This window comes from Cupriavidus sp. GW822-FHT02D05 (assembly GCF_058802485.1).
Genome location: NZ_JBXAOE010000002.1, coordinates 86052 through 112694, shown reverse-complemented (window position 1 = coordinate 112694; position 26643 = coordinate 86052). Strand labels below are relative to the sequence as shown.

The window sequence follows — 26643 nt, the reverse complement described above, 5'->3', positions numbered from 1 at the left end:
TCTGGGAAATAGCCTTGGCTGGGCTTGGTCTTTGGGGGTGCTGCTAACGGCGGCAAGTTTGCGCCGGGGGGGCTGTCATTACGCTGTCAAATGGCTTTCAGTTTGATATCAAACGCTGTCGAAAGCCTGTCAGTGGGATGAAGGGGGATGGGGGGATTAGGGTTAGTACGGAGGGGTGTGATTTTGCGGTAACTTGGGGGTGCTGTGAGTGCAACTGTATGTGCAACTGCTTAACGTCAACTTCAACTGCAGTTTCACCTCCCCGCAGGGGAGGTGAAACTGCCTTTGACTTTCAGCTTCTGATTTTGAAGTTAAGCCGTTGCAGCCAGCATCTCAACCTACGCCCGCCTGAAAAACGCACTAACCACCAACCCCGTCGCCGGCGGCGGCCGATTCGCCAACATCAACCTACCGCCATTTCGCTGCAAGATCCGATTAACGATCGACATCCCCAGCCCGGCGCCCTTGGCTTCGCTGCGTGCGCCATCGAGCCGGTAGAAGGGCCGGGTCAGCAAGGGCAATTGCGCTTCCGGCACGCCGCTGCCATGGTCGGCCACGGTCAGCACGGCTTCCTTGTCTTCGATGCGGGTGCTGATCTCGACCACGGCTACGCCGTTGTCTTCGTCCTTGGCGTAGCGGCGGGCGTTTTCGACCAGGTTGTCCAGGATCCGCTGGACTTCCATGCGGTTGGCGACGGCCATTACGGGGTCGCCGGCGCGTACATGGACGCGTACGTCGTCGTGCGCGCCATAGACGCCGACGGCGTCTTGCACAAGTGCGGACAGGTCGACGGGTTCGACCGTTTCCAGCGCGGGGCGGGCGTAGTTGAGGAACTGGCCGATGATGGCGTCCATCTGTTCGATATCGGCGATCATGGCTTCGCGCGTGGTGTTATCCACGGGGGACATCTCGGTTTCCAGCCGCAGGCGCGTCAGCGGCGTGCGCAGGTCGTGCGAGATGCCGGCCAGCATGACGACGCGGTCGTCGTCGAGCTGGCGCAGGTCGCGCACCATCTGGTTGAAGCTGTGGTTGGCCTGCGCCACTTCGCTGGCGCCGTGCTCAGGCAGGGTGGGCGGGTCGCCGCCGCCGCCGATGGCGCGTGCCGCGTTGGCCAGCCGCTTGAGCGGGTGGTTGACCAGCGACGTGATAAAGGCTGCGCCGATGATCGACAGCAATAGCGCGGCGATGCTCCACCAGAGCCACTGGATGCCGGGCACGCGCTCGAACCGTTCGGGGCTGATCGCTACCCAGTAATCGTCGCCCTCGATCTCGAAACTCACCCATACGCCGGGAATGTCGTTCACGGTGGTGGCGATCACGGTCCCTTCGCCGAGCCGGCTGCGAATCTCCTGCTGCACCAGCTGGGTCAGGAAGGGGTTCGTGGTGGGCACGGAGAAATCGTCGTCTTTCTCGCGCGGGTAGACCTTGATGCCCTCGTTTTGCACCAGGTCGAGCAGCAGGAAACGCCGCCGCGCGGGATCGGAATAGAGCAGGGCGGCGCGCGTGAGCTTGACCACGCTGACCACTTGCATGGCGATCTGCTGGGCGCGCGGTGCGCGTTCGAAGAGCCGATAGCTCTGGAACCAGATACCCAGCGAGATCGCCAGCAATAGGGCGATCAGCATGAAGGTTCGCCAGAACAGCGAACCGAACAGGCGCGTAGCCGTGCGGCTGATGACAGTCGCCACGATGCGCGGCGCCTTACTTCACGCCATCGGGGATGAAGACGTAGCCTAGACCCCAGACCGTCTGGATGAAACGTGGGTTGCCCGGATCAGGCTCGATCAGCTTGCGCAGGCGTGAGATCTGCACGTCCAGGCTGCGGTCGAATACCTCGTACTCGCGGCCGCGCGCCATTTCCATGAGCTTCTCGCGCGACAGCGGCTGGCGCGGATGCCGGGCGAAGACCTTGAGCACCGAGAATTCGCCGGTGGTCAGGGTGATCTCCTCATCATTTTTGGTCAGCGTGCGGGTAGCGAGATTCAGCACGAAATCGCCGAAGGCGAAGGTTTCCGGGGTTTCGGAGGGCGCGCCGGGGACTTCGGCGGGGCCCTTGCGGCGCAGCACGGCGTGGATCCGCGCGATCAGTTCGCGCGGGTTGAAGGGCTTCGGCAGGTAGTCGTCGGCGCCCATTTCGAGGCCGACGATGCGGTCGACGTCCTCGCCCTTGGCGGTGAGCATGATGATGGGCGTCTGGTCGTTGGCGCCGCGCAGGCGCCGGCAGATCGACAGGCCGTCTTCACCGGGCATCATCAGGTCGAGCACTAGCAGGTCGAAACGCTCGCGCAACCAGAGCTTGTTCATCGCGGTGGCGTTCTCAGCTACCAGTACGGTGAAGCCCTGTTCGCCAAGGTAGCGGCGCAGCAGGTCGCGCAGACGGGGGTCGTCGTCTACGACGAGAATCTTGTGACTGGTATTTTCCATGGCGGTATCTTAGCGACAAACGCTTTCGGTCAAAATGGCTTAACAAAAGGTTACATACTTTACCCCGAGGTATGAAGGCGCGCATCCACCCTGCGTTTAAACTGCCGCATACCGTTTCCGTAGCCAGTCCCGCGGGGATTTCGTGGGCGTCCGCCGTGTAGTTCACTGCCATGACGTGGCGAGGCGGGGCTACTGGATGTCCGGCTTCCGGCGGTCCTGTAACCACCGTTTCCGAAGCCCAAACCGCCATTATCAATGAAAGTCACCTGCAAGCGCGCCGGGCATACCCTTTCCCGCGCCGGCGCGACTGTTGCGCTGTTGCTTGCCGCTAGTGCGGGATACCCGCAATCGCCCGGCATGGCGCATTTGTTTCCGGGCGCTGGCAAGCCAGCAGCTCGCGAGGCCGCCCCGCGCAACGAGCGCGAGCACTACAGCAAGGACGAGGCGCGAGCGCGCGCCGGAAAGTACCGCGCCGAGCGCGACATGAACGAGCGCCTGCCCCACGCATTCCCGAACGACAAGCTCTCGCCAGACGAGCGGCGCAAGCTGCGCCAGAACCTGTACGAACTCGGGCGGGAGATGTACCAGGGCGGCTAGGGGCCAGGCACGCACACATGCGTGCAGCTTGACACGATGCGCGGCAAGCGCGTATCGGCGTCCGTCCTACTTCAGCCCCATAGCCTCACAGCCGCATAGCCTCATGGCAGGCCGGCGTGCGGCACTTCGACTTCCGTCATCAGGATATGGCCCAGGCGCGAAGCGCGCCGCTGCGCCTCGTCGAAGTTCGGCGCGGCGGCCAGGAACAACGTGGTGCCGCGCGGGCCACCCAGCGCGGCGGCGAAGATGCCCGTCCCGCAGGCAATCTCCTCATCGATGCGCCCGCCCGGCATTACCCGCAATACGCGATTGCCGATGGCGTCAGCCACCCAGAGCGCACCTTGCGCATCTTGGGCGCACCCGTCCGGCGCCACCTTCGCGCCGCCCAGCACCTGGCCGAGATCCGATCCAGTGGGCTGGCTGCCGAAGAGGGCCCAGTCACGGCGCGGGCCCAGCGAGCCATCCACGTGCAGATCGAAGGCCGAGATGCGATTGCCCAGGGTCTCGCCCACCACCAGGGACTTGCCGTCCGGCGTGATGACCGAGCCGTTGGGGAAGAACAGGCCATCGGCCACCACGGTCACCGAGCCATCCGGGTCGACCCGCGCCAGGTTCGCGGTGCGCAGCGGGGCGCCAGCCATCAGGTCGAAACCGAAATTGCCCACATAGGCGCGGCCGTGCTGGTCCACCACCATGTCGTTGACGTGCCCGCTAGCCACGCCGGACAGGTCGGCATGTACCACGAGGCTGCCGTCCGGCTCGCGGCGCAGCAGCTTGCGGTCGCGCATGGAGACGATCAGCAGGCGCCCGTCCGGCAGCCATCCCATGCCGGATGGCTGCTGCGGCACTTCGGCGATCTGTTCGACGGCGCCATCCAGGCTCACCGCCATCACGCGATGGGTATAGAAATCCGACAGCCAGAGCCGGCCGTCGTGCCAGCGCAGTCCTTCCAGAAAGGTGTGCCCCTCGGTCAGGACCGATAGTTCGCGGTGCGCCATGCAGTGTCTCCGTTGTGATCTTTCGATCTTGTGATTGGTGTGCCTACATCCAATACGATTTGTGCCGGGACCGCAAGCGCGCCGCGGTGGGGGTCAGGCGCGGGGCTGGAAATGCCGCAGGAAGTCGACGAAGACCTCGGCCGCGAGCTGGGCGTCGTCGGCCGTGATGGTTTCCAGCGGGTTGTGGCTGATGCCGCCGTTGCCGCAGCGCACGAACAGCATCGCCACGTCGGTCATGCGCTGCATCATCATGGCGTCGTGGCCGGCGCCCGAGGGCAGCTCGAACGCGTCCAGCCCGCGCTTCTTGAGCACCGCGCCGAACTGGTCCATCAGCCAGCGCGCGCAGGGCGCGTTGTTGACCGGCGTCACCCGTTCCACGCCGGCGCTGAGGCCGCGACGCTCGGCGATGGCCTGGATGCCGGTCACGATGTCGGCAATGGCGGCTTCGCGGATGCTGTCTTCGCCGGCACGGATGTCCATCGAGAACACGCATTCGGCGGGGATGACGTTGCTCGACCCGTTGGGTACCTGCAACTGGCCCACCGTGCCAACCAGCGTAGGCACCTGCCCGCAGCGCCGCTCCACCAGCAACACCATCTCGGCCGCCGCCGCGGCGGCGTCCTTGCGCAGGGTCATGGGCGTGGTGCCAGCGTGGCTGGCCAGGCCCTCGACGCGCACCTGGAAGCGGCTGCTGCCGGCAATCTGCGTGACCACGCCGAGCGGCAGGCCGTGGTGCAGCAGGACCGGGCCTTGCTCGATATGGACTTCGACAAAGCCATGCAGGGTGGCGGGGTCCACCGCAGCGGCGCGCAGTGCATCGACGCCGCCCGCGCCCGGCAGGCCAGAGGCGGCCAGGGCTTCGCGCAGCGTCACGCCGTCGGTGTCCGCACGATCCAGCAGGGCCGGGTCGAAGCGGCCGGCCAGCACGCTGCTGGCCAGGAAGCTGGTCTTGAAGCGCAGGCCTTCTTCCTCGGCAAAGCCCACGACCTCGAAGTGATAGGGCAGGCGGATGCCGGCCGCGTTGAGCGCCCCAACCACCGCCACGGGCAGCAGGATGCCAAGCCGGCCGTCATAGCGCCCGCCGTTGCGCACGGTGTCGAAGTGCGAGCCGGTCATCAGCACGCGCGCGCCGTCGCCCGCGGCAGGATCGGCGGCGTAGCGGCCGATCACGTTGCCGATGGCGTCGATGCGGACCTGCATGCCCGCCGCCTCCATCCACGCCGCCAACTGGGCTTGCGCGGCGCGGTGGGCCGGGGTCAGGTAGGCGCAGGTCAGGCCGCCTTCCATATCCGAAAAGCGGGCCAGCGCCGCGGCCTGGTCGAGAATGGTCTGGCCTAACGGGAGGAGGGGGGAGGCGATTTGGGTCATGGCAGCTCGGGTGGCTCAGGCAGTGAAGGCCGTGAAGGCAGGTAGCGGTGCAAAAGGCAGGACGTGGCGTTCAGCGGTTGCGCATCCACGTTTTCCACGCGATCCACAGCTTGCGCATGGGCGTGAGCGAGATGCGCTGGTTCAGTACCTGGAACTCACTCGCCTCCAGCTCGTCTAGCAGCGTCTGGTAGATCGCGCCCATGACCAGTCCGGCGCGCTGGGCGCGCCGATCGGCAGCGGGCAGCAGCGCCAGCGCCTCGCGGTACAGCGTGCGGGCCTGCTCGGCCTGGTAGCGCATCAGCGTGACGAAGCGATCGGAGTGCGTGGCCTGATTGATCTCGGAGACCGGCACCTGGAAGCGCTGCAGCGTGTTGACCGGCAGGTAGATCCTGCCGCGCCGGGCATCCTCGCCCACATCGCGCAGGATATTGACCATTTGCAGCGACAAGCCCATCTTTTCGGCGTACTCGAGCGTGCGCGGATCCGTGTGGCCGAGGATGCGGGCGCTCATGGTGCCGACCACGCCGGCCACGCAATGGCAATAGCGCGTGAGCGCGATGTCATCCAGGTAGCGCGACTGGTTGAGGTCCATTTCCATGCCTTCGAGCACTTCGTTGAACATCGGCTGGGTCAGCCCATAGGCTTGCATGTGCGGCTGCAGCGCCTTGGTCACGGGATGGGTCGGCGCGCCGTTGAACATCTGGGCGAGCTCGTTGCGCCACCAGGCCAGCTTTTGATAGGCCACGCTGGCGTCTTGCGTGTCGTCCACGACATCGTCGACCTCCCGGCACCAGGCATAGAGGGCGGTAATGGCCTGCCGCCGCTCGGGCGCCAGGAACAGGAAGCTGTAATAGAAGCTGGAGCCGCTCTGCGCGGCTTTCTCTTGGCAATACTGATCGGGCGTCACGCCAGGCTCGGGTCGGTGAAATGGGGGGGGGGCTATGGGGGGCTTTATGCCTGCGCTGTCGCCGCGGCAACCTGGCCGGCGCGCGGTGGCCGGTGTGGCGAGATGGCGCGATGCGCTGGCCAGGGGGGCCTGCGCCAAGAGCCGCGATTTCCAGTCGTCAAGCCATTCCACGGCGGGTGGCAAGGCAGCGCGGGCGACGCGCGGGATTGTAACATCGCGCTCCCGGCCGCAACGGCCGCGGGCGAGAGCGCCGCCGTGCACTTCGGCCTGCGCGGATATCCAGCGCTGCGGCATTTGGCCGCGCCCGGCGCGATTCCTGCGTCCGACTTGGGACCCAGGGTGGGCGGCTTGTTTGAAAAGTGCGTTTCCGGTATCCCCCTCCGCGCGCCATTTGACGCTTTCGGCTTCACGCCGTTACATTACTGACCGGCGAGTTATTAATCGCCGCCACGCCGCGCCGTGCCTGCCGCAGTGCAAACCGTGCCACCGATCTAACGCTTAACTCATGCCAGTGCCTCATCCCGGGCCGGAAGTTGTGGCCATCGAAGTGCCTTTTTCAACGCTTTTCAGCGCGAACGCGTTCGCGGCCGGCTTGCGCATGCGCGGTCGCGGCGCGTTGGTGACCCTGCTGCTGCTCGCCGGGGTGGCGCTGGCGGGTTGCAGCCGTCAGGCAGAAAAGGCGCCAGAGATCCGCCCGGTGCGCCTGATGCAGTTACAACCGGGCGCAGGCAAGACGGAGTTCGAGTTCTCGGGCGATGTGCGGCCCCGGATCGAGTCGCGGCTAGGCTTTCGCGTGGGCGGCAAGATCGCCGCGCGCCTGGTCGACGTGGGCGCCACCGTGCGCAAGGGCCAGCCGCTTGCCCGCCTCGACCCCACCGACCTCGGCCTGGCGGAAGCCGGTTCGCGGGCCCAGTACGACGCGGCCAAGACCGACCGAGACCTCGCCGAGGCCGATCTGAAGCGCTACAACGAGCTGTTCGCCAAGAAGTTCATCAGCGCGGCCGAGCAGCAACGCCGCCAGGCCACCTTTGACTCCGCCGCCTCCCGCCTGCGCCAGGCCGAGGCGGGGCTGCGCAACCAATCCAACCAGACCGGCTACGGCGTGCTGACCGCCGACGCCGATGGCGTGGTGACCCTGATCGAAGCCGAAGTCGGCCAGGTCGTGGCGGCCGGCCAGTCGGTCGTGCGGGTGGCGCAAACCGCGGAGAAGGAGGTCGCGGTTGGCCTGCCGGAGGATCAGGTCGAGCGCCTGCGCGGCATCTCCGACGTCACCGTGCGCACCTGGGCCGAGCCCGGCCGGCCGCTGCCGGGCCGCGTGCGCGAGATTTCGCCAATGGCCGACCCGGTAACGCGCACTTACGCGGCGCGCATCAGCGTGCCCAATCCACCGGCCGACTTCAAGTTTGGCATGACCGCCGTGGTCACCTTCACCCGTACCGGCGACGATGCCACGCTGCGTGTGCCGCTCTCCGCGCTGCTGCAAAAGCAGGGCAGCAACCAGGTCTGGGTGTATGACGCGGCAGCCGGCACCGTGCAGCCGGTCAACGTCACGCTGGGCGAGCTCCAGGGTAACGAGATCCAGGTCAGGCAAGGGTTGTCGCCCGGCCAGACCATCGTCACCGCGGGCGTGCACCTGCTCAAGCCCGGCCAGAAGGTCAAGCCGCTGCAGGCGGTGGCGCCCACGCCGGCCGTGCGCAACTAAGGCGCCGGCATGGATCATTCCCGTTTCAACCTGTCCCGCTGGGCCCTGGAGCACCAGCCGCTGACCCGTTACCTGCTGGTGGTGCTGTTGCTGGGCGGGCTTTTTGCCTTCTTCCAGCTCGGTCAGGACGAAGACCCGCCCTTTACCTTCCGTGTGATGGTGGTGCAGGCATTCTGGCCCGGCGCCACCGCCGAGCAGATCGCGGTGCAGGTCACCGACAAGATCGAGCGCCAGCTGCAGGAAGTGCCCTACGCCGACAAGATCCGCAGCTTCTCCAAGCCCGGCGAGACCACGGTGATCTTCCAGCTCAAGGACACCGCGCCGGCCAAGGACACCGCGCAGATCTGGTACACCGTGCGCAAGAAGGTCGGCGACATCGCGCAGACGCTGCCGCCGGGCGTGCGCGGGCCGTTCTTCAATGACGAATTCGGCGACGTGTATGGCTCCATCTACGCGCTCTCGGCCGACGGCTTCAACTACAAAGAGTTGCGCGAGTACGCCGACCTGGTGCGCCAGCAGCTGCTGCGCGTGCCGTCCGTCGCCAAGGTGGCGCTGATCGGGTTGCAGGACGAGAAGGTCTACATCGAATTCAACCAGGCGCGCTTTGCCCAGCTCGGGCTGGACATCAACGCGATCGCCGACCAGATATCGCAGCAAAACAGCATGACCGCCAGCGGCGTGCTGGTGACGCCGGGCGACAACCTGCAGGTGCGCTTGTCGGGCCAGTTCGCCAACGTGGCCGACCTGGAGAACCTGGTGCTGCGCGGCCCGAACGGCATCGCCAATATCCGCCTGGGCGATATCGCCCATGTGTACCGCGGCTATGTCGATCCGCCGGCCAGCAAGATGCGTTTCCAGGGCAAGGAGGTGATCGGGCTGGGCATCTCGATGGAGCGCGGCGGCGACATCATCGCCATGGGCAAGAACCTGCGTGCTGCGATGGACGGCTTGCGCGGGCAACTGCCCGTCGGCATCGAGCTGGATCAGGTGCAAAACCAGCCGGAGGCCGTGGAGCGGTCGGTGGGCGAGTTCGTGCACGTGCTGATCGAGGCCGTGGTGATCGTGCTAGGCGTGAGCTTTGTCTCGCTCGGGCTGCATACCAAGCCGCTGCGCATCGACGTGCGCCCGGGCCTGGTGGTGGCGCTGACCATTCCGCTGGTGCTCGCCGTCACGTTCCTGTTCATGAATATCTTCGGCATCGGCCTGCACAAGATATCGCTCGGGGCGCTGATCGTGGCGCTGGGGCTGCTGGTCGACGACGCCATCATCGCCGTGGAGATGATGGTGCGCAAGCTGGAGGAGGGCTTCTCCAAGATGGAAGCCGCCACCTTCGCCTACACCTCCACCGCCATGCCGATGCTGACCGGCACGCTGATCACCGCCGCCGGCTTCCTGCCGGTGGGGCTGGCGCGCTCCACCGTGGGCGAGTACACCTTCGCCATTTTCGCCGTGACCGCGATGGCGCTGGTGCTGTCGTGGCTGGCCGCGGTCTACTTCACGCCCTACCTGGGCTACCTGCTGCTCAAGGCACGGCCCGCCGGCGAGGGCGAGCAGCACGAGGTGTTCGACACGCCGTTCTACAACCGCTTCCGCCGCCTGGTGCACTGGTGCGTGACGTGGCGCAAGACGGTGATCGTCATCACGCTGGTGGCCTTTGGCCTCGGCCTCTACGCCTTCAAGTTTGTGGAGAAGCAGTTCTTCCCGGACTCGAGCCGGCCGGAGCTGATGGTGGAGCTGTGGCTGCCGGAGGGCACCAGCTTTGCGCAGACCGAGGCCGAGGCCAGGCGCTTTGAGGCCGCGCTGCGCGGGGACCGCGAGATTGCCAGCCTGACCACCTTCGTCGGCAGCGGCGCGCCGCGCTTCTACCTGCCGCTGGACCAGATCTTCCCGCAGACCAATGTGGCGCAGGTGATCGTGATGCCGGCCGAAGTCGCGCTGCGCGACCGGGTGCGCCAACGCGTGGTGGACCTGCTGGCGCGCGATTTCCCGCAATTGCGCGGCCGCGTCAAGCTGCTGCCGAATGGGCCGCCCGTGCCCTATCCGGTGCAGTTCCGCGTGATCGGGCCGCAGGCCGCCGGCGTGCGCAAGCTGGCTGATGAGGTCCGGGCGGTGATGAGCGCCAACCCCAACACCGTGGGGGTCAACGACAACTGGAACGAGAGCGTCAAGGTGCTGCGCCTGGACATCGACCAGGACCGCGCGCGCGCGCTCGGCGTCAGCACTACCGCCATCGCGCGGGTGACTCAGACGGTGCTGACCGGCGTGGCGGTGGGGCAATACCGCGACGGCGACAAGCTGATCGATATCCTGATGCGCGCGCCGCGCAACGAGCGCGACGCCATGTCCGACCTGCAGAACGTGCAAGTGCCCACCGTCAGCGGCCGCGTGGTGCCGCTGACGCAGGTCGCGCGCATCGCTTTTCGCTCCGAGCCGGGCGTGATCTGGCGCGAGAACCGCGACTTTGGCGTGACCGTGCAGGCCGACGTGGTCGAAGGCATCCAGGGCCCCACCGTGACGGCGCAGATCAATCCCAAGCTGGACAAGCTGCGCGCGCAGCTGCCGGCGGGCTACCGCATTACGGTGGCCGGGGCGGAAGAAGAAAGCGGCAAGGCCGGCGCGTCGATCGCCGCGCAGCTGCCGCTGTGCATCTTCCTGATCTTCACGCTGCTGATGCTGCAGCTGCACAGCTTCTCGCGCTCGCTGATGGTGTTCCTGACCGGGCCGCTTGGCCTGATCGGCGCCGCCGCCACGCTGCTGCTGCTCAACGCACCGATGGGCTTTGTCGCGCAGCTTGGCATCACCGCGCTGCTCGGCATGATCATCCGCAACTCGGTGATCCTGGTCGACCAGATCGAGCAGGACATCCGTGCCGGCGAGCCGGTGTGGGATGCCATCGTCGAATCCGCCGTGCGGCGCTGCCGCCCTATCATCCTGACCGCGGCAGCGGCCGTGCTGGCCATGATCCCGCTGTCGCGCTCCGTGTTCTGGGGGCCGATGGCGGTCGCCATCATGGGCGGGCTGGTGATTGCGACGGCGTTGACGCTGCTGTTCCTGCCGGCGCTGTATGCGGCCTGGTTCCGGGTCAAGGCGCCGGAGCCGGGCGGGGCGGTGCTGGCACGCTGAGCGCGCGCCCGGGCGTGCTCTGGCGGCAGAACTGCCAAGCGCGCTCCCTATCTCACATCAACTCGAAGCTGACGTCCTGGGCGCCTTCCCACAGCACCTTGGTGCCCAGCGCGCGCAGGTTCTCCTTGCCTTGCACGATCGTCAGGAAATGGTTGCCCGCCAGCTGGCCCATCTTGCTGGCAAAGCAGCAGCTGCCATACGCCAGGATGATCTCGGTCTCGCTGTAGCCGCCGGGGTAGAACAGGATGTCGCCGACCGAGGGGTGGCTGGTGTGGTTCTCGAAATCCACGCCCAGCTTGAACTCGCCCAGCGGGATCCAGCAGCCTTCGCCGCTCCAGCGCACATGGATCAGCTTTTGGCGGTAGGGCAGCAGCTTGGTGAAGGCCGCCACGGTCAGGGGGGCGTCGGGATGGGTTTCGGCGACGAACTGGTAGCCGCCGGCGGTAATGCGGATCTGGGCCATTCAGGCTCTCCTGGGGAAATCGGGGTGATCGTTCAGCTTAGCGCGGCGACCAGCTTTTCGGCAAATGCAATCAGGCTGCGGTCGCTGCCGGCCGGGCCCATCAGCGAGATGCCTAGCGGTGCGCCAGCGCGGCCGGCCAGTGGCAGGCTCAACTGCGGGAAGCCGGACAGCGGCGCCAGGCACAGCGTTTGCGCCGACAGGTTGCGGTAGGTCTCAAGTTCCTCGCCGGCGGCGTCGGACAGCGGGGCGATGTCGGGCATGGTCGGCAGGATCAGGACGGCGTCGTTGCCAAGCAGCGCCGCCAGATGCGCGGTAAAGGCGCGGCGAATCGCGCTGGAGGCTTCGAGGCGGGCTTCGGTGACGCCCTTGGAGAATGCAAAGCGCGCGGCCACGTCGGGGCCGAGTTGCAGGCCGTATTGCTCGATCATGGCGCCGTCGGTCTGCCAGGCTTCCCAGCCCTGCACATAGCGGAAGGCCCACCAGATGTCTTCCAGCGGGCGGTCCGCCACCGTGACGGGCGAGGCCTTGCCGAAGGCGGCCTCGATGCCGCCGACCACCGGCAGCAGCGCGTCCAGCGCGGGGGCGGTGGGCATGCGGAACAGGTCTTCGGCCAGCAGCAGGCGCGCTCTGGCGGGCAGGGGCCGGGGGTCGCTGCCGAGCAGCACGTCGGCCACGCGGGCGAAGGTGCCGATGTCGCGCGCGAAGAAGCCGCAGGTATCAAAGCTGTCGCACAGCGCCAGGGTTTGCGCCAGCGAGATCCGGCCAAAGGTGGGGCGGATGCCGAACAGCCCGCAGTGGCTGGCCGGCGCGCGCACCGAGCCGCCGGTGTCGGTGCCGAGCGCAAAGTCGCAGAGCTTGTTGGACACCGCCGAGGCCGAGCCGGAGGACGAGCCGCCCGTGATGCGCCCCGGCGCCGCGCCGTTCACCGGCGCGCCATAGTGGGCATTCTTGCCGTTCATCGAGAACGCCAGCTCATCCGTATGGGTCTTGCCGACGAAGGCCGCGCCGGCATCCAGCAGCCGCTGCACGGTGGGCGCGGTGGTGGACTTGATGCCCGACATGGCCAGCACATGGGGATTGCCGCCGCCAGTTGGGTAGCCGGCTACGTCGAACAGGTCCTTGGCGGCGAAGGTCAGGCCGGCGAGGGGGCCGCTGGCCGCATTGGCGACGGGTGCGTCAGGGTAGGGGAGGAAGGCGTGGGAGGGATGGCTGGCCAGGGTCATGGATGCGGTTAGCGGTTAGCGATGAAAGTGAGGGCTAGGGTAGCGATCAGTAAAGGCGATATTGGCATGGATTGCACGGCATGTGCCGCCATGCCATGCCGTGCCGTCACGGCGGGTTGACAGCGCTTACGCCAGGGCCTCGGCACGGGCGACAGGCTCACTGGCCAGCACGCAGCTCACGCTATGCCCGCCACCCAGCGCGGTCGCCCGCGGCACCGCCTCCAGGCATTGCGCGCGCGCGTGCGGGCAGCGTGGGGCAAAGCTGCAGCCCGGCGGCAGGGCCGACAGATCGGGCGGCGAGCCGGCGATGGTCTGCAGCCGCTGGCCGCGGTCCATGCCGTGCTGGCGGCTTTGCAGCAGCGCCTGCGTATAAGGATGGCGCGCGGCGCGCAGGATGGTGCGGATCGGGCCTTCCTCGACGATGCGCCCGCCGTACATCACGGCGACGCGGTCGGCGATTTCCACGGCCGCGCCGATGTCATGGGTGACGAACACGATCGACAGGCCAAGCTCGCGTTGCAGCTCGCGCAGCAGGATCAGCACCTGGATCTGCACGGTGGCGTCCAGCGCGGTGGTTGGCTCGTCGGCCAGCAGGACCTTGGGGTTGGCCGACAGCGCCAGCGCGATCATGGCGCGCTGGCGCATGCCGCCGGACATCTCGTGCGGATAAGCCGCCAGGCGCCGCTCCGGGCTGGGAATGCGCACGGACTCCAGCGCGCGCAGCGCACGCTGGCGCGCCTCGGCCGCGGACACGCGGGCGTGGGTGCGGATGCATTCGATGATCTGCTGGCCGATCGTGTAGACCGGGTCCAGCGCCAGCAATGGTTCCTGGAACACCATCGCTACCTTGCCGCCGCGCAGCCGGGCGAGGCCACGGCCATCGAGGGCGGTGACGTCGGTGCCGTCGATGCGGATCTCGCCTTCCATGCGGGTGCGGCGCGGCGGGTGCAGGCGCATCAGCGCGCGCAGCGTCACGCTTTTGCCGGAGCCGGATTCGCCGATCAGGGCGAGCGTCTCGCCAGGCGCCACCGCAAGCGACACGCCGCTGACGGCGCGAATGGTCTTGCCGCCGCCGGAGAAGGTCACGCGCAGGTCGCGCACCGACACCATGGGGGCGGCTGCATGGGGTTCGGGGCTGTGGTTGGGTGCGGTCATGGGTACGTTCGAGGGTACGGTCACGGGTGCATTCACGGGTGCAATCACGGGTGCATTCACGATTTGGCCCTCAGGGTGCTGCAACGAGCGGGCTGGCGGCCGCGGGCATCTGCCGGCTGTGGCCGCCGTCCGCGTTCGCCATCAGGCAGGCCACCGGATGTCCCGCGAGCGCGTCGGACAACTGCGGCGCGCGGCGCGAGCAAACGTCCTGTGCCATGGCGCAGCGCGGATGGAAGCTGCAGCCGGATGGCGGGTTGATCGGGTTGGGCGGGTCTCCCGCCAGCGGCGCAACCTGGGTGCGGTGATCCGGGTCCATCGCCGGCATCGAGGCCAGCAGCGCACGCGTGTAGGGGTGCGCGGGGTTGGCGTAGAGCGTTTCGGTGTCGCCCACCTCCACGACCTTGCCCAGGTACATCACCATCACGCGGTCGCATAGGTAGCGGATCACGTTCAGGTCGTGGCTGATGAAGACGTAGGTAAGGTCGAACTCGGCCTTGAGGTCGAGCAGCAGGTTCAGCACCTGCGCCTCCACCGATTTGTCCAGCGCCGACACGGCTTCATCGAGGATCACCAGGCGCGGGCGCAGCACCAGCGCCCGCGCGATATTCACCCGCTGGCGCTGTCCGCCGGAGAGCTCGTGTGGATAGCGCCCGGCAAAGCGCGCCGGCTCCAGGCCCACGCGATCCAGCAGGGCGCGCGCGCGCGCGCTGGCTTCGGCCGCGTCGATGCCGTGCACGCGCGCCGTAAAGGCGATGGATTCCTCAATGGTCAGGCGCGGATTGAGCGAGGAGTAGCTGTCCTGGAACACCATCTGCACCTGGCTGCGGTAGCGCTTCATCGGCAACTGCGCCGATCCCACGCCCAGCGCATCGAAAATGAGCTCGCCGCTGTTTTGCTCGATCAGCTGCATCAGCAGCCGCGCGGTGGTGGACTTGCCGCAGCCGGATTCGCCGACCACGCCCAGCGTTTCGCCCTTTCTCACTTCGAAGCTGACGCCGTCGACGGCGCGGACTTCGCCACCGCTGCGCCAGGGTAGTTTCGACTTGAGCGGGAAGTGCTTGATCAGGTCGCGCGCGATCACCAGCGGTTGCGCGGGGCCGCCGACGTCGGTGTTGGCCAATGCATCGGGTACCGTGTCTTGCAAGGTTTCCATCATGGCATCAGTCCTTGATTTCCATCGCCGAGCGAATGCCATCGGCGAGCAGGTTGAAGGAGATCGAGGTCAGGAAGATCATGGCGCCGGGCAGGGCGGCAACCAGCGGCTGCGTATAAATCGCTGTGCGCAGCGTGTTGAGCATCAGGCCCCATTCCGGCTCGGGCGGCTTGACGCCGAGGCCGAGGAAAGACAGGCCCGAGGCCAGGATCATCGACACCGAGATCAGGCTGGTGGCGTAGACAAAGATTGGCCCCAGCACATTGTTGAGCACGTGGGCACGCACGATGGTCAGCGACGACGCGCCCGAGGCGCGCGCCGCATCGACGAACTCGCGATTGCGCACTTGCGTGGTCACGCTCTCCGCCACGCGCACGATCTGCGGCACGAACACGATGGTGAGCGACAACAGCGCATTGCCCACGCCCGCGCCCAGCGTGCCCGACAGCGCGATGGCCAGCAGCACCGAGGGGAAGGCGTACAGGATGTCGACCAGCCGCATGATCACGGTATTGGTCCAGCCGCCGGCGTAGCCCGCGACGATGCCCAGCGCGCTGCCGATCACAAAGGCGATCAGCACCGGCGTGATGCCCATGAACAGCGACAGCCGCGCGCCCAGCATCAGGCGGGACAGCAAGTCGCGCCCCAGCTCGTCGGTGCCAAGCAGGTAGTGCTCGGTGCCGATCGGCTTGAGGCGCTTCATGATCGAGGCGGTGTACGGATCGGCCGGCATCAGCACGGGCGCGAAGATCGCCATCAGCACCAGCGCCAGCAGGATCAGCGCGGCCAGCATGGCCAGCTTGTTGCGCAGCAGGCGTTTGCCCACCGTGGCCCAGTAGCCGGGCGAGCGCTGCACGACGGGCACAAGGGCGGGCTTTTTCAGAGTCATTTCCATGGGGGCTCCCGGGTTTCCTTGATGGCGTCAGTTGCGCTGGATGCGCGGGTCGAACAAGGTCTGCAGCGCATCGACCAGCAGGTTCAGCAACACGAAGAACACGGCGAGCACAAGGATGGTCCCTTGCAGCAGTGGAAAATCGCGCTGGAAGATCGCCGAGTTGAGCAAGAAGCCCGTGCCAGGCCAGGAGAACACCGTCTCGATCAGGATCGAGCCGCCCAGCAGGTAGCCGAGCTGCAGGCCCATCACCGACAGCGCGGTGGGCGCCACGTTCTTCAGCACATGGCGGAACACCGCCACCTCCGACAAGCCGCGTGCCTTGAGGCCGACGATGAATTCGTTCGAGAGGATTTCAGCCACGAGCGCGCGGATGGTGCGCGCCACGATGCCCATCGGGATCACCGACATCGTCACCGCCGGCAGCACCATGTACTGGATATGCTCCCAGTTCCATGCCCAGTCGCTGGAGCCACCAGGGCCGGCGCCGGTGGCGGGCAGCCAGCCGAGGAACACGGAGAACACGATCACCAGCACCATGCCCAGCCAGTAGTGCGGCATGCTCACGCCGAAGACCGACAGGAAGGAGGCCGTGCGGTCCGCCGCGGAATCGCGGAAGTAGCCCGCCACGAAGCCGAACAGGCAGCCGAAGGTAAAGCCGATCAGCGTGGCCACCGCGGCCAGCCGGACCGAGTTGATCACCGCCGTCAGCACCTCGCTCATCACCGGGCGGTTGGTGGCGATGGAGGTGCCCAGGTCGCCGTGCAGCGCGCGGGTGAGCCAGTGCAGGAATTGCTCGAGGAAGGGCTTATCGAAGCCGTAGAGCGCGGTAAGCTGGCGGCGCAGGTCCTCGGAGGCGTCGGGCGGCAGCACCGACACCAGCGGGTCGCCTGGCGCGATATGGACCAGCGAGAAGCAGAGCAGGGCGACCCCGAGCAGGATGGGGATCGCGTAGACGATGCGGCGGAGCAGGTAGAGCATGTTCGTGGCCGGGAAGGAAGGCGAGCGTTGCCTGCCGTGGTTTCTCGGGGGAGCCCGGCCGATGCATGCCGGCCGGGCATCTTCTGGATTGCGCTGCGCGTGGCCGGCCCGGGACCGGCCACGCGCGCAGTTCGCTTAGTGCACGGCTTGGTGCTCGGCGTGCAGCACGGCTCAGTCCATCGACATGGTGGCGATGTCGATAAACCAGCTCTGCGGCTGCACCACGCCCTTGACCTTCCTGGAGATCGCGCGCGGGCCTACGTCATGGGCGATCAGCACGAAAGGCGCTTCTTCCACGATGCGGGCATGCAGCTTGGCCAGCGCCGTGTCGCGCGCCTTCTCGTCGAACGACGTGCGCGCCGTCTCGATCAGCTTGTCGAACTCCGCGTTGCCGAAGTAGCCCCAGTTGTTCGAGACCGGCGGCTGCGTCTTGGTGCTGACAAAACGGACCATGGCGAAGAACGGGTCCATCGCCGCGAAGCTCACGTTGATGGCGTTGGCGCCATGCGCGCTCGGGTCCTTGGCGCCGATGCGCCAGTTGGTAAACAGCGTGTTCCACTCGACCACGTCAAAGTCGACGTCGATGAAGCACGCCTTCAGGTTCTGCTGCACGTACTCGTTCATCGGCAGCGGCTGCATCTGGCCGGAGCCCGAGGCCGACACCTGCACCTTTACCTTCATCGGCTTGGCGGCCGAGTAGCCGGCCTCCTGCATCAGCTTGCGCGCGGCGTTGGCGTCGTACTTGATATCGAACGTGGGGTTGCCCCACCACGGGTTGCCCTTTTCGACGATGCCCTTGGATTCGGCCATGTAGCCGCCCAGCAAGGTCTTCAGGCCCTCGCGGTTCACGCACAGGTTGGCCGCCTGGCGCACGCGCTTGTCGAGCCAGGGAGATCCGGGCGCGAACGACAGCTGCCACGGCCACATATGCGGCTGGGCATTGGCGTAGACCTCAAAGCCACGGCTCTTGATCTGCGCCACGGCATCCGGTGCCGGCGCCTCGATCCAGTCGACCTGGCCCGACAGCAGCGCGGCGGTGCGGGCGTTGGCCTCGGGCATCGGCTGCATCACCACCTTGTCGATCTTGGGCAGGCGCTTCGCGTCCCAGTACTGCGCGTTCTTCACCATCTCCAGGCGCTCGCGCGGCACGAAGCGGCTCATCTTGAAGGGGCCGGTGCCGGAAGCATCGGCGGCAAAGGCCACCCAGGCTTGCTTGGAGCGCTCGGCCGGATCGGTCACCAAGGCCGGCACGGCAGCCAGCTTCTTGTCCCACTGCGTGGGCGAGGCCATGAACAGGTTGCTCAGGTTATAGGGCAGGAAGGAGTCTGGCTCCGACGTAGCCAGCTCCACCGTGAGGTCGTCGATCTTCCTGGCCGAGCGCAGCGTCGGCATGCGCGAGGCGGTCACGCCAACCTGGCTGGGATCGAACTGCTTGGCGGTCTTGTCGAGCACCTTGCCCACGTTCCACACCACGGCGTCGGCGTTGAACGGCGAGCCGTCGTGGAATTTCACGCCGGGGCGCAGCTTGAAAATCCACTTGGTCTTGTCCTTGGCATCGACCTTCCATTCCGTGGCCAGGTCGGCAATCAGCAGGCTGGGGCCGTTGGCCTTGGACAGGTCCCACTGGGTCAGCCCGTCGTACATCGGGATGCCGGTGAAGCGGTTGCCTTCGAAACCCTGGTCGGGCTGGCCCAGCGTGCGCGGGATGTCGGCGGCGGTCATGCCGATGCGCAGTACCTTCTCGGCTATCGCGGTGCCCGGCAAGGCGAGGATCGAGACGGCGGTGATCGCGGCAGCGGCGGCGATGGACTTCAGGCCGGGTTTTACGCTTCTTGCGGAGTCGGAAGAGAAAACGGTCACGGGCAAAGCTCCTGGGTGGGGGAAGGGGAGACGGAACCAGTTAAGCAAGTCATATGCCAGTGCCTATGCCTATGCCTATGCCACTGCCTGTGCCCGAGCCTTATTCCGCTGGCGTTCATGCCATGGCCTGTTTATTGCTGACTTCTCCGTCTGACTCCCAACCAACCGGCTTTCCGACATGGATCAGCAACACCTTCCCCGCATCAACGCAGCACGCCTGTGGCAATCGCTGATGGACCTCGCGCAGATCGGCGCCACGCCCAAGGGCGGCGTGTGCCGCATCGCGCTGACCGAGCTGGACCGCCAGGGCCGCGACCTGGTGGTCGGCTGGTGCCGCGCGGCCGGGCTCGATGTGCGCACCGACGAGGTAGGCAACGTGTTCGCGCGCCGTGCCGGGAGCGATCCTCATGCGGCCGCGGTGGCCACCGGCAGCCACATCGACACCCAGCCCTCGGGCGGCAAGTTCGACGGCAATTTCGGCGTGCTGGCTGGCCTGGAGGTGATGCGCACGCTCAACGACCTGGGCATCGTCACCCGCGCGCCGCTGGAGCTAGCGTTCTGGACCAACGAGGAGGGCACCCGCTTTACGCCCGTGATGATGGGCTCGGGTGCCTTCGCCGGCGTGTTCGAGGCGGCGTTCATCCGCGCCCAGCGCGACCTTGACGGCATTAGCGTGGGCGAGGCGCTGGAGCAGATCGGCTACCGCGGCGAGCAGCCCGTGGGCGAAGTGCCGGGCGGCATGTTCGCGGCCTATTTCGAGGCGCATATCGAGCAGGGGCCGGTGCTGGAAGCCACCGGGCTGCCGATCGGCGTGGTTTCCGGCGCGCTCGGCCAGCAATGGTACGACGTGACCGTGACCGGCATGGACGCCCACGCCGGCCCCACGCCGCTGGCGCTGCGCCACGACGCCATGCTGGCGGCCGCCCGCATGATCGATGAAGTCAATCGCATCGCCGTGGATGAGGCCCCGCACGGGCGCGGCACGGTAGGCTACGTGCAGGTCACGCCCAACTCACGCAACGTGATTCCGGGCCGCGTGGACTTTTCCGTGGACCTGCGCAATCTCTCGCAGGCCGGGCTGGACCGCATGGACGCCGCCATGCGCGCGTCGTTCGCGCAGATTGCGCAGCGTGGCGCGGTGGAAGTGTCGATCAGCCAGGTGGTGAAGTTCGAGCCCTGCGTGTTCGCGCCGGCATGCGTGGACAGCGTGCGCCGCGCCGCGGCCGCGCTGGGGCTGCCGCACATGGACGTGGTCAGCGGCGCCGGGCACGACGCCGTGTACGTGGCGCAGCGCGCGCCCACTGGCATGATCTTCGTGCCGTGCAAGGACGGCATCAGCCACAACGAGCTGGAAGACGCGCTGCCCGAGCATATCGAGGCCGGCGCCAATGTGCTGCTGCAAGCGATGCTGGAGCACGCGCGCTAAGTCGTTCTGGCGCCGTGGTGACTCAGTGAGCGATCGAACGCGAGATCGCCCAGGCGCATTCGATCACCATCGGCGCCAGCTTTTTCTGCGCCTCGGCCATGCTCCAGCGGCTGGCCGGTGGCGACACATGCACCGCGCCCACCGCCTGCCCCTGGCTGTTGACGATGGCCGCGCCCACGCCCATATCGCCCAGGAACAACTCCTCGTTGTTGCAGGCGTAGCCCACCTTCCGGCAAGCCACCACCGTCTCGAAGATCGCCGCCACATCGGTCAGCGTGGCCGGCGTGCGCGCCACCCGGGCCGAGTCCTCGAGCATGGCCATCACCTGATCGTCGGGCAATGTGCTCAGGTACGCGCGGCCGCTGCTGGTGCAGTACATCGGGATGCGCATGCCAACGGGCGTCAGCACCGGGATGTACTTCGACGTCATCAACTGCGCCACGTAGACCATTTCCAGCCCCACCGGCTCGGTCAGGTTGGCGGTCTCGCCGCTGGCATTGGCGAGCTGCGACAGGTAAGGGCTGGCGGCCTGGATCAGCGCGTCGGCGGACAGGTAGTTGTAGCCGATCTCCATCACCTTGGGCGTCAGCCGGAAGCGCCGCGTCTGCGGGTGCTTGGCCACATAGCCCAGCGTTTCCAGCGTATGCACGGTGCGTTGCGCGGAGCTTTTGGTCATGCTGGTCAGGCTGGCCAGTTCGGCCAGCGTGAGGGTGCGATGGACTGCGCTGAAAGCCCGCAGCACTTCCAGCCCCTTCTCCAACGATTGATTGAAAAGCGGGTCTGGACGAGCCTTTTTTTCGCCGCTTTCCGTGCCGCTGGCCGGCGCTTCGCCGCCGTTTTCCTGATGGTCTTGCCGGTTCATGTTCGCGTTCCGCCGAGTCCTCGTATCGGTGACGGGCACCATCGCTGGGAAGACCTGCACCACGATGAATGCATATTGCACCAATATACGACCGAATCGATTATCGATTTATATGGTTTCCGTCCATGATATTCGGGTCGTCTTTCTTTGGGAATAGCGGCGATGCGCCGGCCCTCCGATTTGGGAGCGCGAGTTTTCTCACTTCGGTCGAGTGCCTTGTTTTATAAGGCTTCCAGGGAGCTTGCCTGTTTGTGGGTGGGTGAGACATGCGGCGCATGCGCGACAGTGAAATGCAGCCGAGTCGTTCTCTTTCAGTGTTTACCCGCATTCCTGATTTGTTGACGATCAGTGAAATATCAGACTAGTATCACAACAACTTCAACATTGCGGGAATCACCATGTCGAACCCGATCCGGCTGGTCGGCGGCGCCGATCACACCCCTGAGCCAGCCTCGCGCGCCGCCACCGGCGCCGCGCTGCGCGAGCAGGCCTATGCCGAGATCAAGCGGCGCATCATTTCCTGCGAATTCCGTCCTGGCGAGCCGCTCAACGAAGCCCAGGTCGCGGCCTTGCTCGGCATTGGCCGCACCCCCGTGCACCAGGCGCTGCACCGGCTGGAAGTGGAAGGGCTGGTGTCGATCCTGCCGCGCAAGGGCGTGCTGGTCTCGCCGCTGTCGCTCAACGAAGTGCTCGACATGATCGAAGTGCGCGCCACCAACGAAGTGCTGTGCGCCACGCTGGCCTGCGAGCGCGCCCACGAGAGCGATCTCAAGGCCATGCGCGAGATCGTCGACCGCTCGCCCGACCTGATCGCGCGGCGCGACATCACCGGCCTGGCCGCGCTCGACCTCAAATTCCATACCGCCATGTCGGCCGCCTCGCGCAATCGCGTGCTGGCCGACCTGCTGCGCGGCCTGCACGAGAAGCAGGCGCGCTTCTGGTTCCTCTCGCTGTCCGACCCGCAGCACCTGGAGAACGTCTACCAGGAGCACAGGGTGATCATCGATGCCCTGGAGCGGCGCGACGTGCCGGCGGTGCGCGAGGCCATCCGTGAACACATTGACGAATTCCGGAAGAACATCATCCGGACCATCTGACCGTTTTTCTCCGCAACATCCGCAACAGGTAGTGAGCAATGCCGACACTTCAATTCCACGTAGCCGGCGAGGGTGAACTCGTCCTCGATATCCAGCGCCTCATCATCGCCGGCTGGACCGGCCGCGACGCCGACGCCGTCAACCACCACATCCGCGAGCTCGAAGAGATCGGCGTCAAGCCGCCGACCACCGTGCCGTGCTTCTACCCGCTGGCCGCTTCGCTGCTGACCACCGACGCGCTGCTCGAGGTGCCGCGCGAAGACTCCTCCGGCGAAATCGAGTTCGTGCTGCTGGCGGCCAAGGACGCGATGTACATCGGCGTGGGCTCCGACCACACCGACCGCAAGGTCGAAGCCTATGACGTCACCGTCTCCAAGCAGATGTGCGCCAAGCCCCTGGGCAGCGAAGTCTGGCGCTTTGACGACGTGGCCGCGCACTGGGACCAGTTGCAGATGCGCTGCTGGCGCACCCGCAACGGCCTGCGCGAGCTCTATCAGGAAGGGCTGGTCACGCGCCTGCTGGACCCGCGCGACCTGATCCAGCGCCTCACCGGCGAAGACAAGCTGCCGGTGGGCACCGCCATGTTCTGCGGCACGCAAGCCGTGATTGGCGAACTGGGCAGCGGCGAAGCCTTTGAAGTCGAGCTCCACGATCCGGTGCGCAAGCGCACGCTGCGCCATGCTTATCGCGTGGCATGCCTGGCGGTCGCACCATGAGCACCGCGCTGCCAACCATCGCCGCGCTCGCCGCCGACCTGGCCGCCGGGCGCACCACCAGCGTTGCGCTGACCGAGCAGGCACTGGCTCGCATCGACGGCCACCGTAACGCTGGCGGCACCGCCTTCCTGGAGGTCGACGGCGCCGGCGCGCTGGCCGCAGCCCGCGCCGCCGACCAGGCACGGGCCGCAGGGCTGGTGGCATCGCCGCTGGCCGGGCTGCCGGTCTCCATCAAGGACCTGTTCGACGTAAAAGGGCAGGTGACCCGGGCCGGGTCGAAGGCGCTCACAGGCGAGCCCGCCAGCGCCGACGCGCCCGTGGTGGCGCGCCTGCGCGCCGCCGGCGCCGTGCTGATCGGGCGCACCAACATGAGCGAGTTCGCGTTCTCCGGCCTCGGCCTGAACCCGCACTATGGCACGCCCCGCACGCCCTTCGACGAAGCACGCATCGCGGGTGGCTCCACGTCCGGTGGCGCGCTCAGCGTGGCGCTCGATATGGCCGTTGCGGCGCTCGGCACCGACACCGGCGGCTCCATCCGCATCCCCAGCGCGTTCTGCGGCCTGACCGGCTTCAAGCCCACCGCAAGCCGCGTGCCGCTGGCCGGCGCCGTGCCACTGTCGACCTCGCTCGACTCCGCCGGCCCGCTGGCGCGCTCGGTTGCCTGCTGCGCCGCGTTCGACGCCATCGTCAGCGGCGAAACGCTGGACAGCCGCCCCGCGCCGCTGGCCGGGCTGCGTCTGCTGGTGACCCGCGATTTCGTGTGCGACGGCCTCGACGCCGAAGTCGCCCAGGCCTTCGACGCCACGCTCGCCACGCTCTCCCGGCTCGGTGCGCAGATCATCCCGTTCGAATTCCCCGAGCTCAAGCGGCTGCCGCAGATCAACGCCGCCGGCGGCCTCACGGCAGCCGAAGCCTGGCACTGGCACAAGCAGTTGCTGGCCGAACGCGGCGATGCCTACGACCAGCGCGTTGCCATGCGCATCCGCCGCGGCGAGCAACTCGGCGCCGCCGACTACATCGAACTGCTGGCCGAGCGCCGCGCCATGCAGGCTCGCGCCGCCGACCTGCTGCGCGAAGCCGACGCCTGGCTGATGCCCACGGTTGCCGTGCGCCCGCCACGGCTCGATGCCCTGCAAAGCGACGAAGCCTTCTTCGCCACCAACGGCCTCGTGCTGCGCAACCCCAGCGTGCTCAACTTCCTCGACGGCTGCGCCGTATCGCTGCCGATGCCGGCGGCGGAGCAGGGCATGGGGCTGAGCGTCGGCGGCCTGAACGGGCGCGACGCGCGCGTGCTGCAGGTGGCCGGCGCCATCGAAGCCGCGCTGCAGTAACACGTAGTAGCCAGCAGAAAAGACCGAGGGCCGCGACCAGGCAGCGCGGCCCCGTCAATCAACACCCAAGGAGTACCACCGATGTCTTCCGTGATGACCGGCGCCCCTGGCGCCCTGGAAAGCCCGGCCCACACCCCGGCAGAGCGCAACGAGGCCTACCGCAAGATCGCGGTGCGGCTGATTCCCTTCCTGGTGTTCCTGTTCGTGCTCGCCTGGATCGACCGCGTCAATGTCGGCTTTGCCAAGCTGCAGATGCTGCAAGACCTGCAATTCAGCGAAGCCGTGTACGGTTTCGGCGCCGGCATCTTCTTCATCGGCTACTTCCTGTTCGAAGTGCCCAGCAATCTCTTGCTGGAAAAAATCGGCGCGCGCCGCACGCTCGCCCGCATCACCATCCTGTGGGGCTTTGCCTCCATGGCGATGATCTTCGTCAAGACCCCCATGCAGTTCTACGCCCTGCGATTCCTGCTCGGCGTGTTCGAAGCCGGCTTCTTTCCCGGCGTCGTGCTCTACCTCACCTACTGGTTCCCCGCTCAGCGCCGCGCCCGCATCAACGGCCTGTTCATGACCTCGTTCGCCATCGCCGGCGTCATCGGCGGCCCGCTCGCCGGCTTCATCATGAGCAGCATGGAAGGCGTCGACGGCCTCGCCAACTGGCAATGGCTGTTCGTCATCGAAGGCATCCCCTCCGTGCTTGCCGGCATCGCGGTGCTGATGTTCCTGCCTGAAAAGCCCATCAGCGCCAAATGGCTCTCCCCCAGCGAGCGCGACCTCGTCACCCGCGAGATCGAAGCCGAAAACCGCGACCCCGCCAAGCACTCCTCGCTGCGCGCCGCCTTCACCAACTCGCGCGTCTGGATCTGCGCCGCCATCTACTTCTGCGTGGTCAGCGGCAACGCCACCATCGCCTTCTGGTCGCCATCCATCATCAAAGAGCTCGGCGTCAAGGGCAACCTGCAGATCGGCCTCGTCTCCGCCATCCCCTTCATCGCAGGCACCCTCGCCATGGTCTGGAACGGCATCCACTCCGACCGCACCGGCGAACGCCGCCTGCACTGCGCGCTAGCCACCCTGATGGCCGCCGCCGGCCTTGTGCTCACCGGCATGTGGCTGCACAGCGCTGTGCTCGCCATGGTGGCGCTCACCATCGCCTCCGTCGGCATCCTCGCCGCCTTCCCGGTCTTCTGGTCGCTGCCCTCCGCCTTCCTCGCCGGCACCGCTGCCGCCGGCGGCATCGCCCTCATCAACTCCATCGGCAACCTTGCCGGCTTCGTCGCGCCCTACATGATCGGTTGGTTCAAAACCAGCACCGGCCAGCTCTCGTCCGGCCTGTACTTCGTCGCCGCGCTGGAAGCCTGCGCCACCGTCCTGGTGCTGGCATTCATCAAAACCAAGGTCGCCGCCAAGGCCTAACCGGCGAGATGCCCCGGGCAGTACGAGGGACTGGATTCCAGCGGCGCTTTGCGCTAGAATCCGCTGCCTCGTTGCGCTGCATGCGCAAAGTGCGCCGGCAGCACAGGTAACACCAGCCAGGCGGGCAGTTTCAGCCGCCTGTTTGCTTTTGTGCTCTTGTGATATTTCTCACGCTGCCCGGCACGCCTGTAAGACAACGAGCACAGCGGCCTCCCGTCAGGGATGCACGCCGCAGGGACTGCGAGGGTGGCGAAATTGGTAGACGCACCAGGTTTAGGTCCTGACGCCAGCAATGGTGTAGGGGTTCGAGTCCCCTCCCTCGCACCAAAGTCTTTTTTACGTCACTTATTCGCCTCAACTCCCGCATTTCCGCATCACTTCAGCCTGCAAAGCTAGGCCCCACAAGGCTTAGCAGGTGATTTGTGGCAATCGCCTCGTTGCACTCTGCTACTCCCATTTCACTTATCATCGGCGCTCCGGCCCCATAGCAGCCCCACGTTCTGCCCCCACGAAATGGCGCACTTTGCGGAGTCCGCAACAGGCTGGCGCGCGCAGGGAAAGGTGGCCACCATGTTGCCCACCTGGGAAGCAGCCTTCTGAAGCCCATGGCGCCGCAGCAGAAGCCGAGCGTCTTGTATTTGCGGCGGATCTTGCGAACACCTCGGCTTTTGTTGACTATTCTTTGCAATCGAAATTGGTTGATGCTGGTAGCCTGTTTGCCCCCGACGCCCAAATTCGATTGCCGACCAATGATCACCGTTCTCGCCATCGCCGTTGCCTGCGGCGCATTTCTCAGGCTTTGCGTCGCGTCCCCGTATGAAGATGCATTCGGGCTGGGGAAGTGCGATGTGGGCGGCCTCAGTGAGGGTGTGGCGCAGAGTCACGATAGTGACGGTAACGGTCAGTGGCCGAGCACTCGAGGCATGGCGGCGGATCATTGAATTGCTTCGCA

21 protein-coding genes and 1 tRNA gene are annotated in these 26643 nt (G+C 66.6%); 9 read left to right on the top strand and 13 right to left on the bottom strand.

The window, feature by feature from the left end:
* Window positions 1–338: 338 nt before the first annotated feature.
* Together AC1RQK_RS02925 and ompR are read right to left on the bottom strand one after the other, a co-directional pair.
* On the bottom strand, window positions 339–1688 hold the full coding sequence (locus AC1RQK_RS02925; RefSeq protein ID WP_150990620.1) for a sensor histidine kinase: 1350 nt from the start codon (window positions 1686–1688) through the stop codon (window positions 339–341).
* A gap of 13 nt (window positions 1689–1701) precedes the next feature.
* Window positions 1702–2424, bottom strand: coding sequence for an osmolarity response regulator transcription factor OmpR (gene ompR, locus AC1RQK_RS02920; protein ID WP_006576352.1), 723 nt, complete (start codon window positions 2422–2424; stop codon window positions 1702–1704).
* A 255-nt stretch (window positions 2425–2679) separates the two neighbouring features.
* Here ompR and AC1RQK_RS02915 point away from each other — a divergent pair, with 255 nt between their 5' ends.
* Complete coding sequence (locus tag AC1RQK_RS02915) at window positions 2680–3021, top strand: KH domain-containing protein (protein ID WP_492807594.1); 342 nt, start codon at window positions 2680–2682, stop codon at window positions 3019–3021.
* 101 nt (window positions 3022–3122) lie between these two features.
* Here the strand turns inward: AC1RQK_RS02915 and AC1RQK_RS02910 are convergent, their stop codons facing one another.
* The 3 genes from AC1RQK_RS02910 to hpnD form a co-directional block, all read right to left on the bottom strand.
* Window positions 3123–4019 carry an SMP-30/gluconolactonase/LRE family protein gene (locus tag AC1RQK_RS02910; RefSeq protein ID WP_492807593.1) on the bottom strand — a complete coding sequence of 299 codons (897 nt, stop codon included), beginning with the start codon at window positions 4017–4019 and terminating at the stop codon, window positions 3123–3125.
* Window positions 4020–4112: 93 nt separating this feature from the next.
* A complete protein-coding gene (locus AC1RQK_RS02905) occupies window positions 4113–5387 on the bottom strand; it encodes a Zn-dependent hydrolase (RefSeq protein WP_492370798.1) in 1275 nt (424 codons plus the stop codon).
* 70 nt (window positions 5388–5457) lie between these two features.
* On the bottom strand, window positions 5458–6294 hold the full coding sequence (gene hpnD / locus AC1RQK_RS02900) for a presqualene diphosphate synthase HpnD (RefSeq protein ID WP_492370797.1): 837 nt from the start codon (window positions 6292–6294) through the stop codon (window positions 5458–5460).
* 505 nt (window positions 6295–6799) lie between these two features.
* Between hpnD and AC1RQK_RS02895 the strand changes: the two genes are divergently transcribed.
* Together AC1RQK_RS02895 and AC1RQK_RS02890 are read left to right on the top strand one after the other, a co-directional pair.
* A complete protein-coding gene (locus tag AC1RQK_RS02895) occupies window positions 6800–7996 on the top strand; it encodes an efflux RND transporter periplasmic adaptor subunit (RefSeq protein WP_492370796.1) in 1197 nt (398 codons plus the stop codon).
* Between the two features lie 9 nt (window positions 7997–8005).
* On the top strand, window positions 8006–11119 hold the full coding sequence (locus AC1RQK_RS02890; protein ID WP_492807591.1) for an efflux RND transporter permease subunit: 3114 nt from the start codon (window positions 8006–8008) through the stop codon (window positions 11117–11119).
* 52 nt (window positions 11120–11171) lie between these two features.
* Here the strand turns inward: AC1RQK_RS02890 and AC1RQK_RS02885 are convergent, their stop codons facing one another.
* From AC1RQK_RS02885 to AC1RQK_RS02855, 7 genes are all read right to left on the bottom strand, one after another.
* Window positions 11172–11582: a DUF3830 family protein gene (locus AC1RQK_RS02885; RefSeq protein WP_416048258.1), complete on the bottom strand. Its 411-nt coding sequence runs from the start codon at window positions 11580–11582 to the stop codon at window positions 11172–11174.
* 32 nt (window positions 11583–11614) lie between these two features.
* A complete protein-coding gene (locus AC1RQK_RS02880) occupies window positions 11615–12805 on the bottom strand; it encodes an amidase (RefSeq protein ID WP_492807589.1) in 1191 nt (396 codons plus the stop codon).
* Window positions 12806–12931: 126 nt separating this feature from the next.
* Complete coding sequence (locus AC1RQK_RS02875; protein ID WP_492807587.1) at window positions 12932–13960, bottom strand: ABC transporter ATP-binding protein; 1029 nt, start codon at window positions 13958–13960, stop codon at window positions 12932–12934.
* A gap of 70 nt (window positions 13961–14030) precedes the next feature.
* Complete coding sequence (locus AC1RQK_RS02870) at window positions 14031–15113, bottom strand: ABC transporter ATP-binding protein (protein WP_492807859.1); 1083 nt, start codon at window positions 15111–15113, stop codon at window positions 14031–14033.
* 7 nt (window positions 15114–15120) lie between these two features.
* The gene (locus tag AC1RQK_RS02865) at window positions 15121–16008 is read right to left on the bottom strand and encodes an ABC transporter permease (RefSeq protein WP_492807586.1); all 888 of its coding nucleotides are present in this window, start codon (window positions 16006–16008) and stop codon (window positions 15121–15123) included.
* Between the two features lie 27 nt (window positions 16009–16035).
* A complete protein-coding gene (locus tag AC1RQK_RS02860; RefSeq protein ID WP_492370791.1) occupies window positions 16036–16986 on the bottom strand; it encodes an ABC transporter permease in 951 nt (316 codons plus the stop codon).
* Between the two features lie 171 nt (window positions 16987–17157).
* A complete protein-coding gene (locus AC1RQK_RS02855) occupies window positions 17158–18792 on the bottom strand; it encodes an ABC transporter substrate-binding protein (protein WP_492807857.1) in 1635 nt (544 codons plus the stop codon).
* A 232-nt stretch (window positions 18793–19024) separates the two neighbouring features.
* Between AC1RQK_RS02855 and AC1RQK_RS02850 the strand changes: the two genes are divergently transcribed.
* Window positions 19025–20272 carry a Zn-dependent hydrolase gene (locus AC1RQK_RS02850; protein WP_492807584.1) on the top strand — a complete coding sequence of 416 codons (1248 nt, stop codon included), beginning with the start codon at window positions 19025–19027 and terminating at the stop codon, window positions 20270–20272.
* A gap of 22 nt (window positions 20273–20294) precedes the next feature.
* On the opposite strand, the gene AC1RQK_RS02845 is transcribed toward AC1RQK_RS02850, so the two are convergent.
* Window positions 20295–21134, bottom strand: a complete 840-nt coding sequence (locus AC1RQK_RS02845; protein ID WP_492807583.1) for an IclR family transcriptional regulator — start codon at window positions 21132–21134, stop codon at window positions 20295–20297.
* Window positions 21135–21532: 398 nt separating this feature from the next.
* Between AC1RQK_RS02845 and AC1RQK_RS02840 the strand changes: the two genes are divergently transcribed.
* The 5 genes from AC1RQK_RS02840 to AC1RQK_RS02820 all read left to right on the top strand — a co-directional run bounded on the left by AC1RQK_RS02840 (window position 21533) and on the right by AC1RQK_RS02820 (window position 26018).
* Complete coding sequence (locus AC1RQK_RS02840) at window positions 21533–22231, top strand: GntR family transcriptional regulator (protein WP_150990592.1); 699 nt, start codon at window positions 21533–21535, stop codon at window positions 22229–22231.
* 38 nt (window positions 22232–22269) lie between these two features.
* On the top strand, window positions 22270–22947 hold the full coding sequence (locus tag AC1RQK_RS02835; RefSeq protein WP_492807581.1) for a DUF2848 domain-containing protein: 678 nt from the start codon (window positions 22270–22272) through the stop codon (window positions 22945–22947).
* On the top strand, window positions 22944–24278 hold the full coding sequence (locus AC1RQK_RS02830; RefSeq protein WP_492807579.1) for an amidase: 1335 nt from the start codon (window positions 22944–22946) through the stop codon (window positions 24276–24278). The genes AC1RQK_RS02835 and AC1RQK_RS02830 overlap by 4 nt, the downstream gene beginning before the upstream one ends.
* 81 nt (window positions 24279–24359) lie before the next feature.
* Window positions 24360–25691 carry an MFS transporter gene (locus AC1RQK_RS02825; protein ID WP_492370786.1) on the top strand — a complete coding sequence of 444 codons (1332 nt, stop codon included), beginning with the start codon at window positions 24360–24362 and terminating at the stop codon, window positions 25689–25691.
* Window positions 25692–25931: 240 nt separating this feature from the next.
* Window positions 25932–26018, top strand: a tRNA-Leu gene (locus AC1RQK_RS02820).
* Window positions 26019–26643 lie beyond the last annotated feature (625 nt).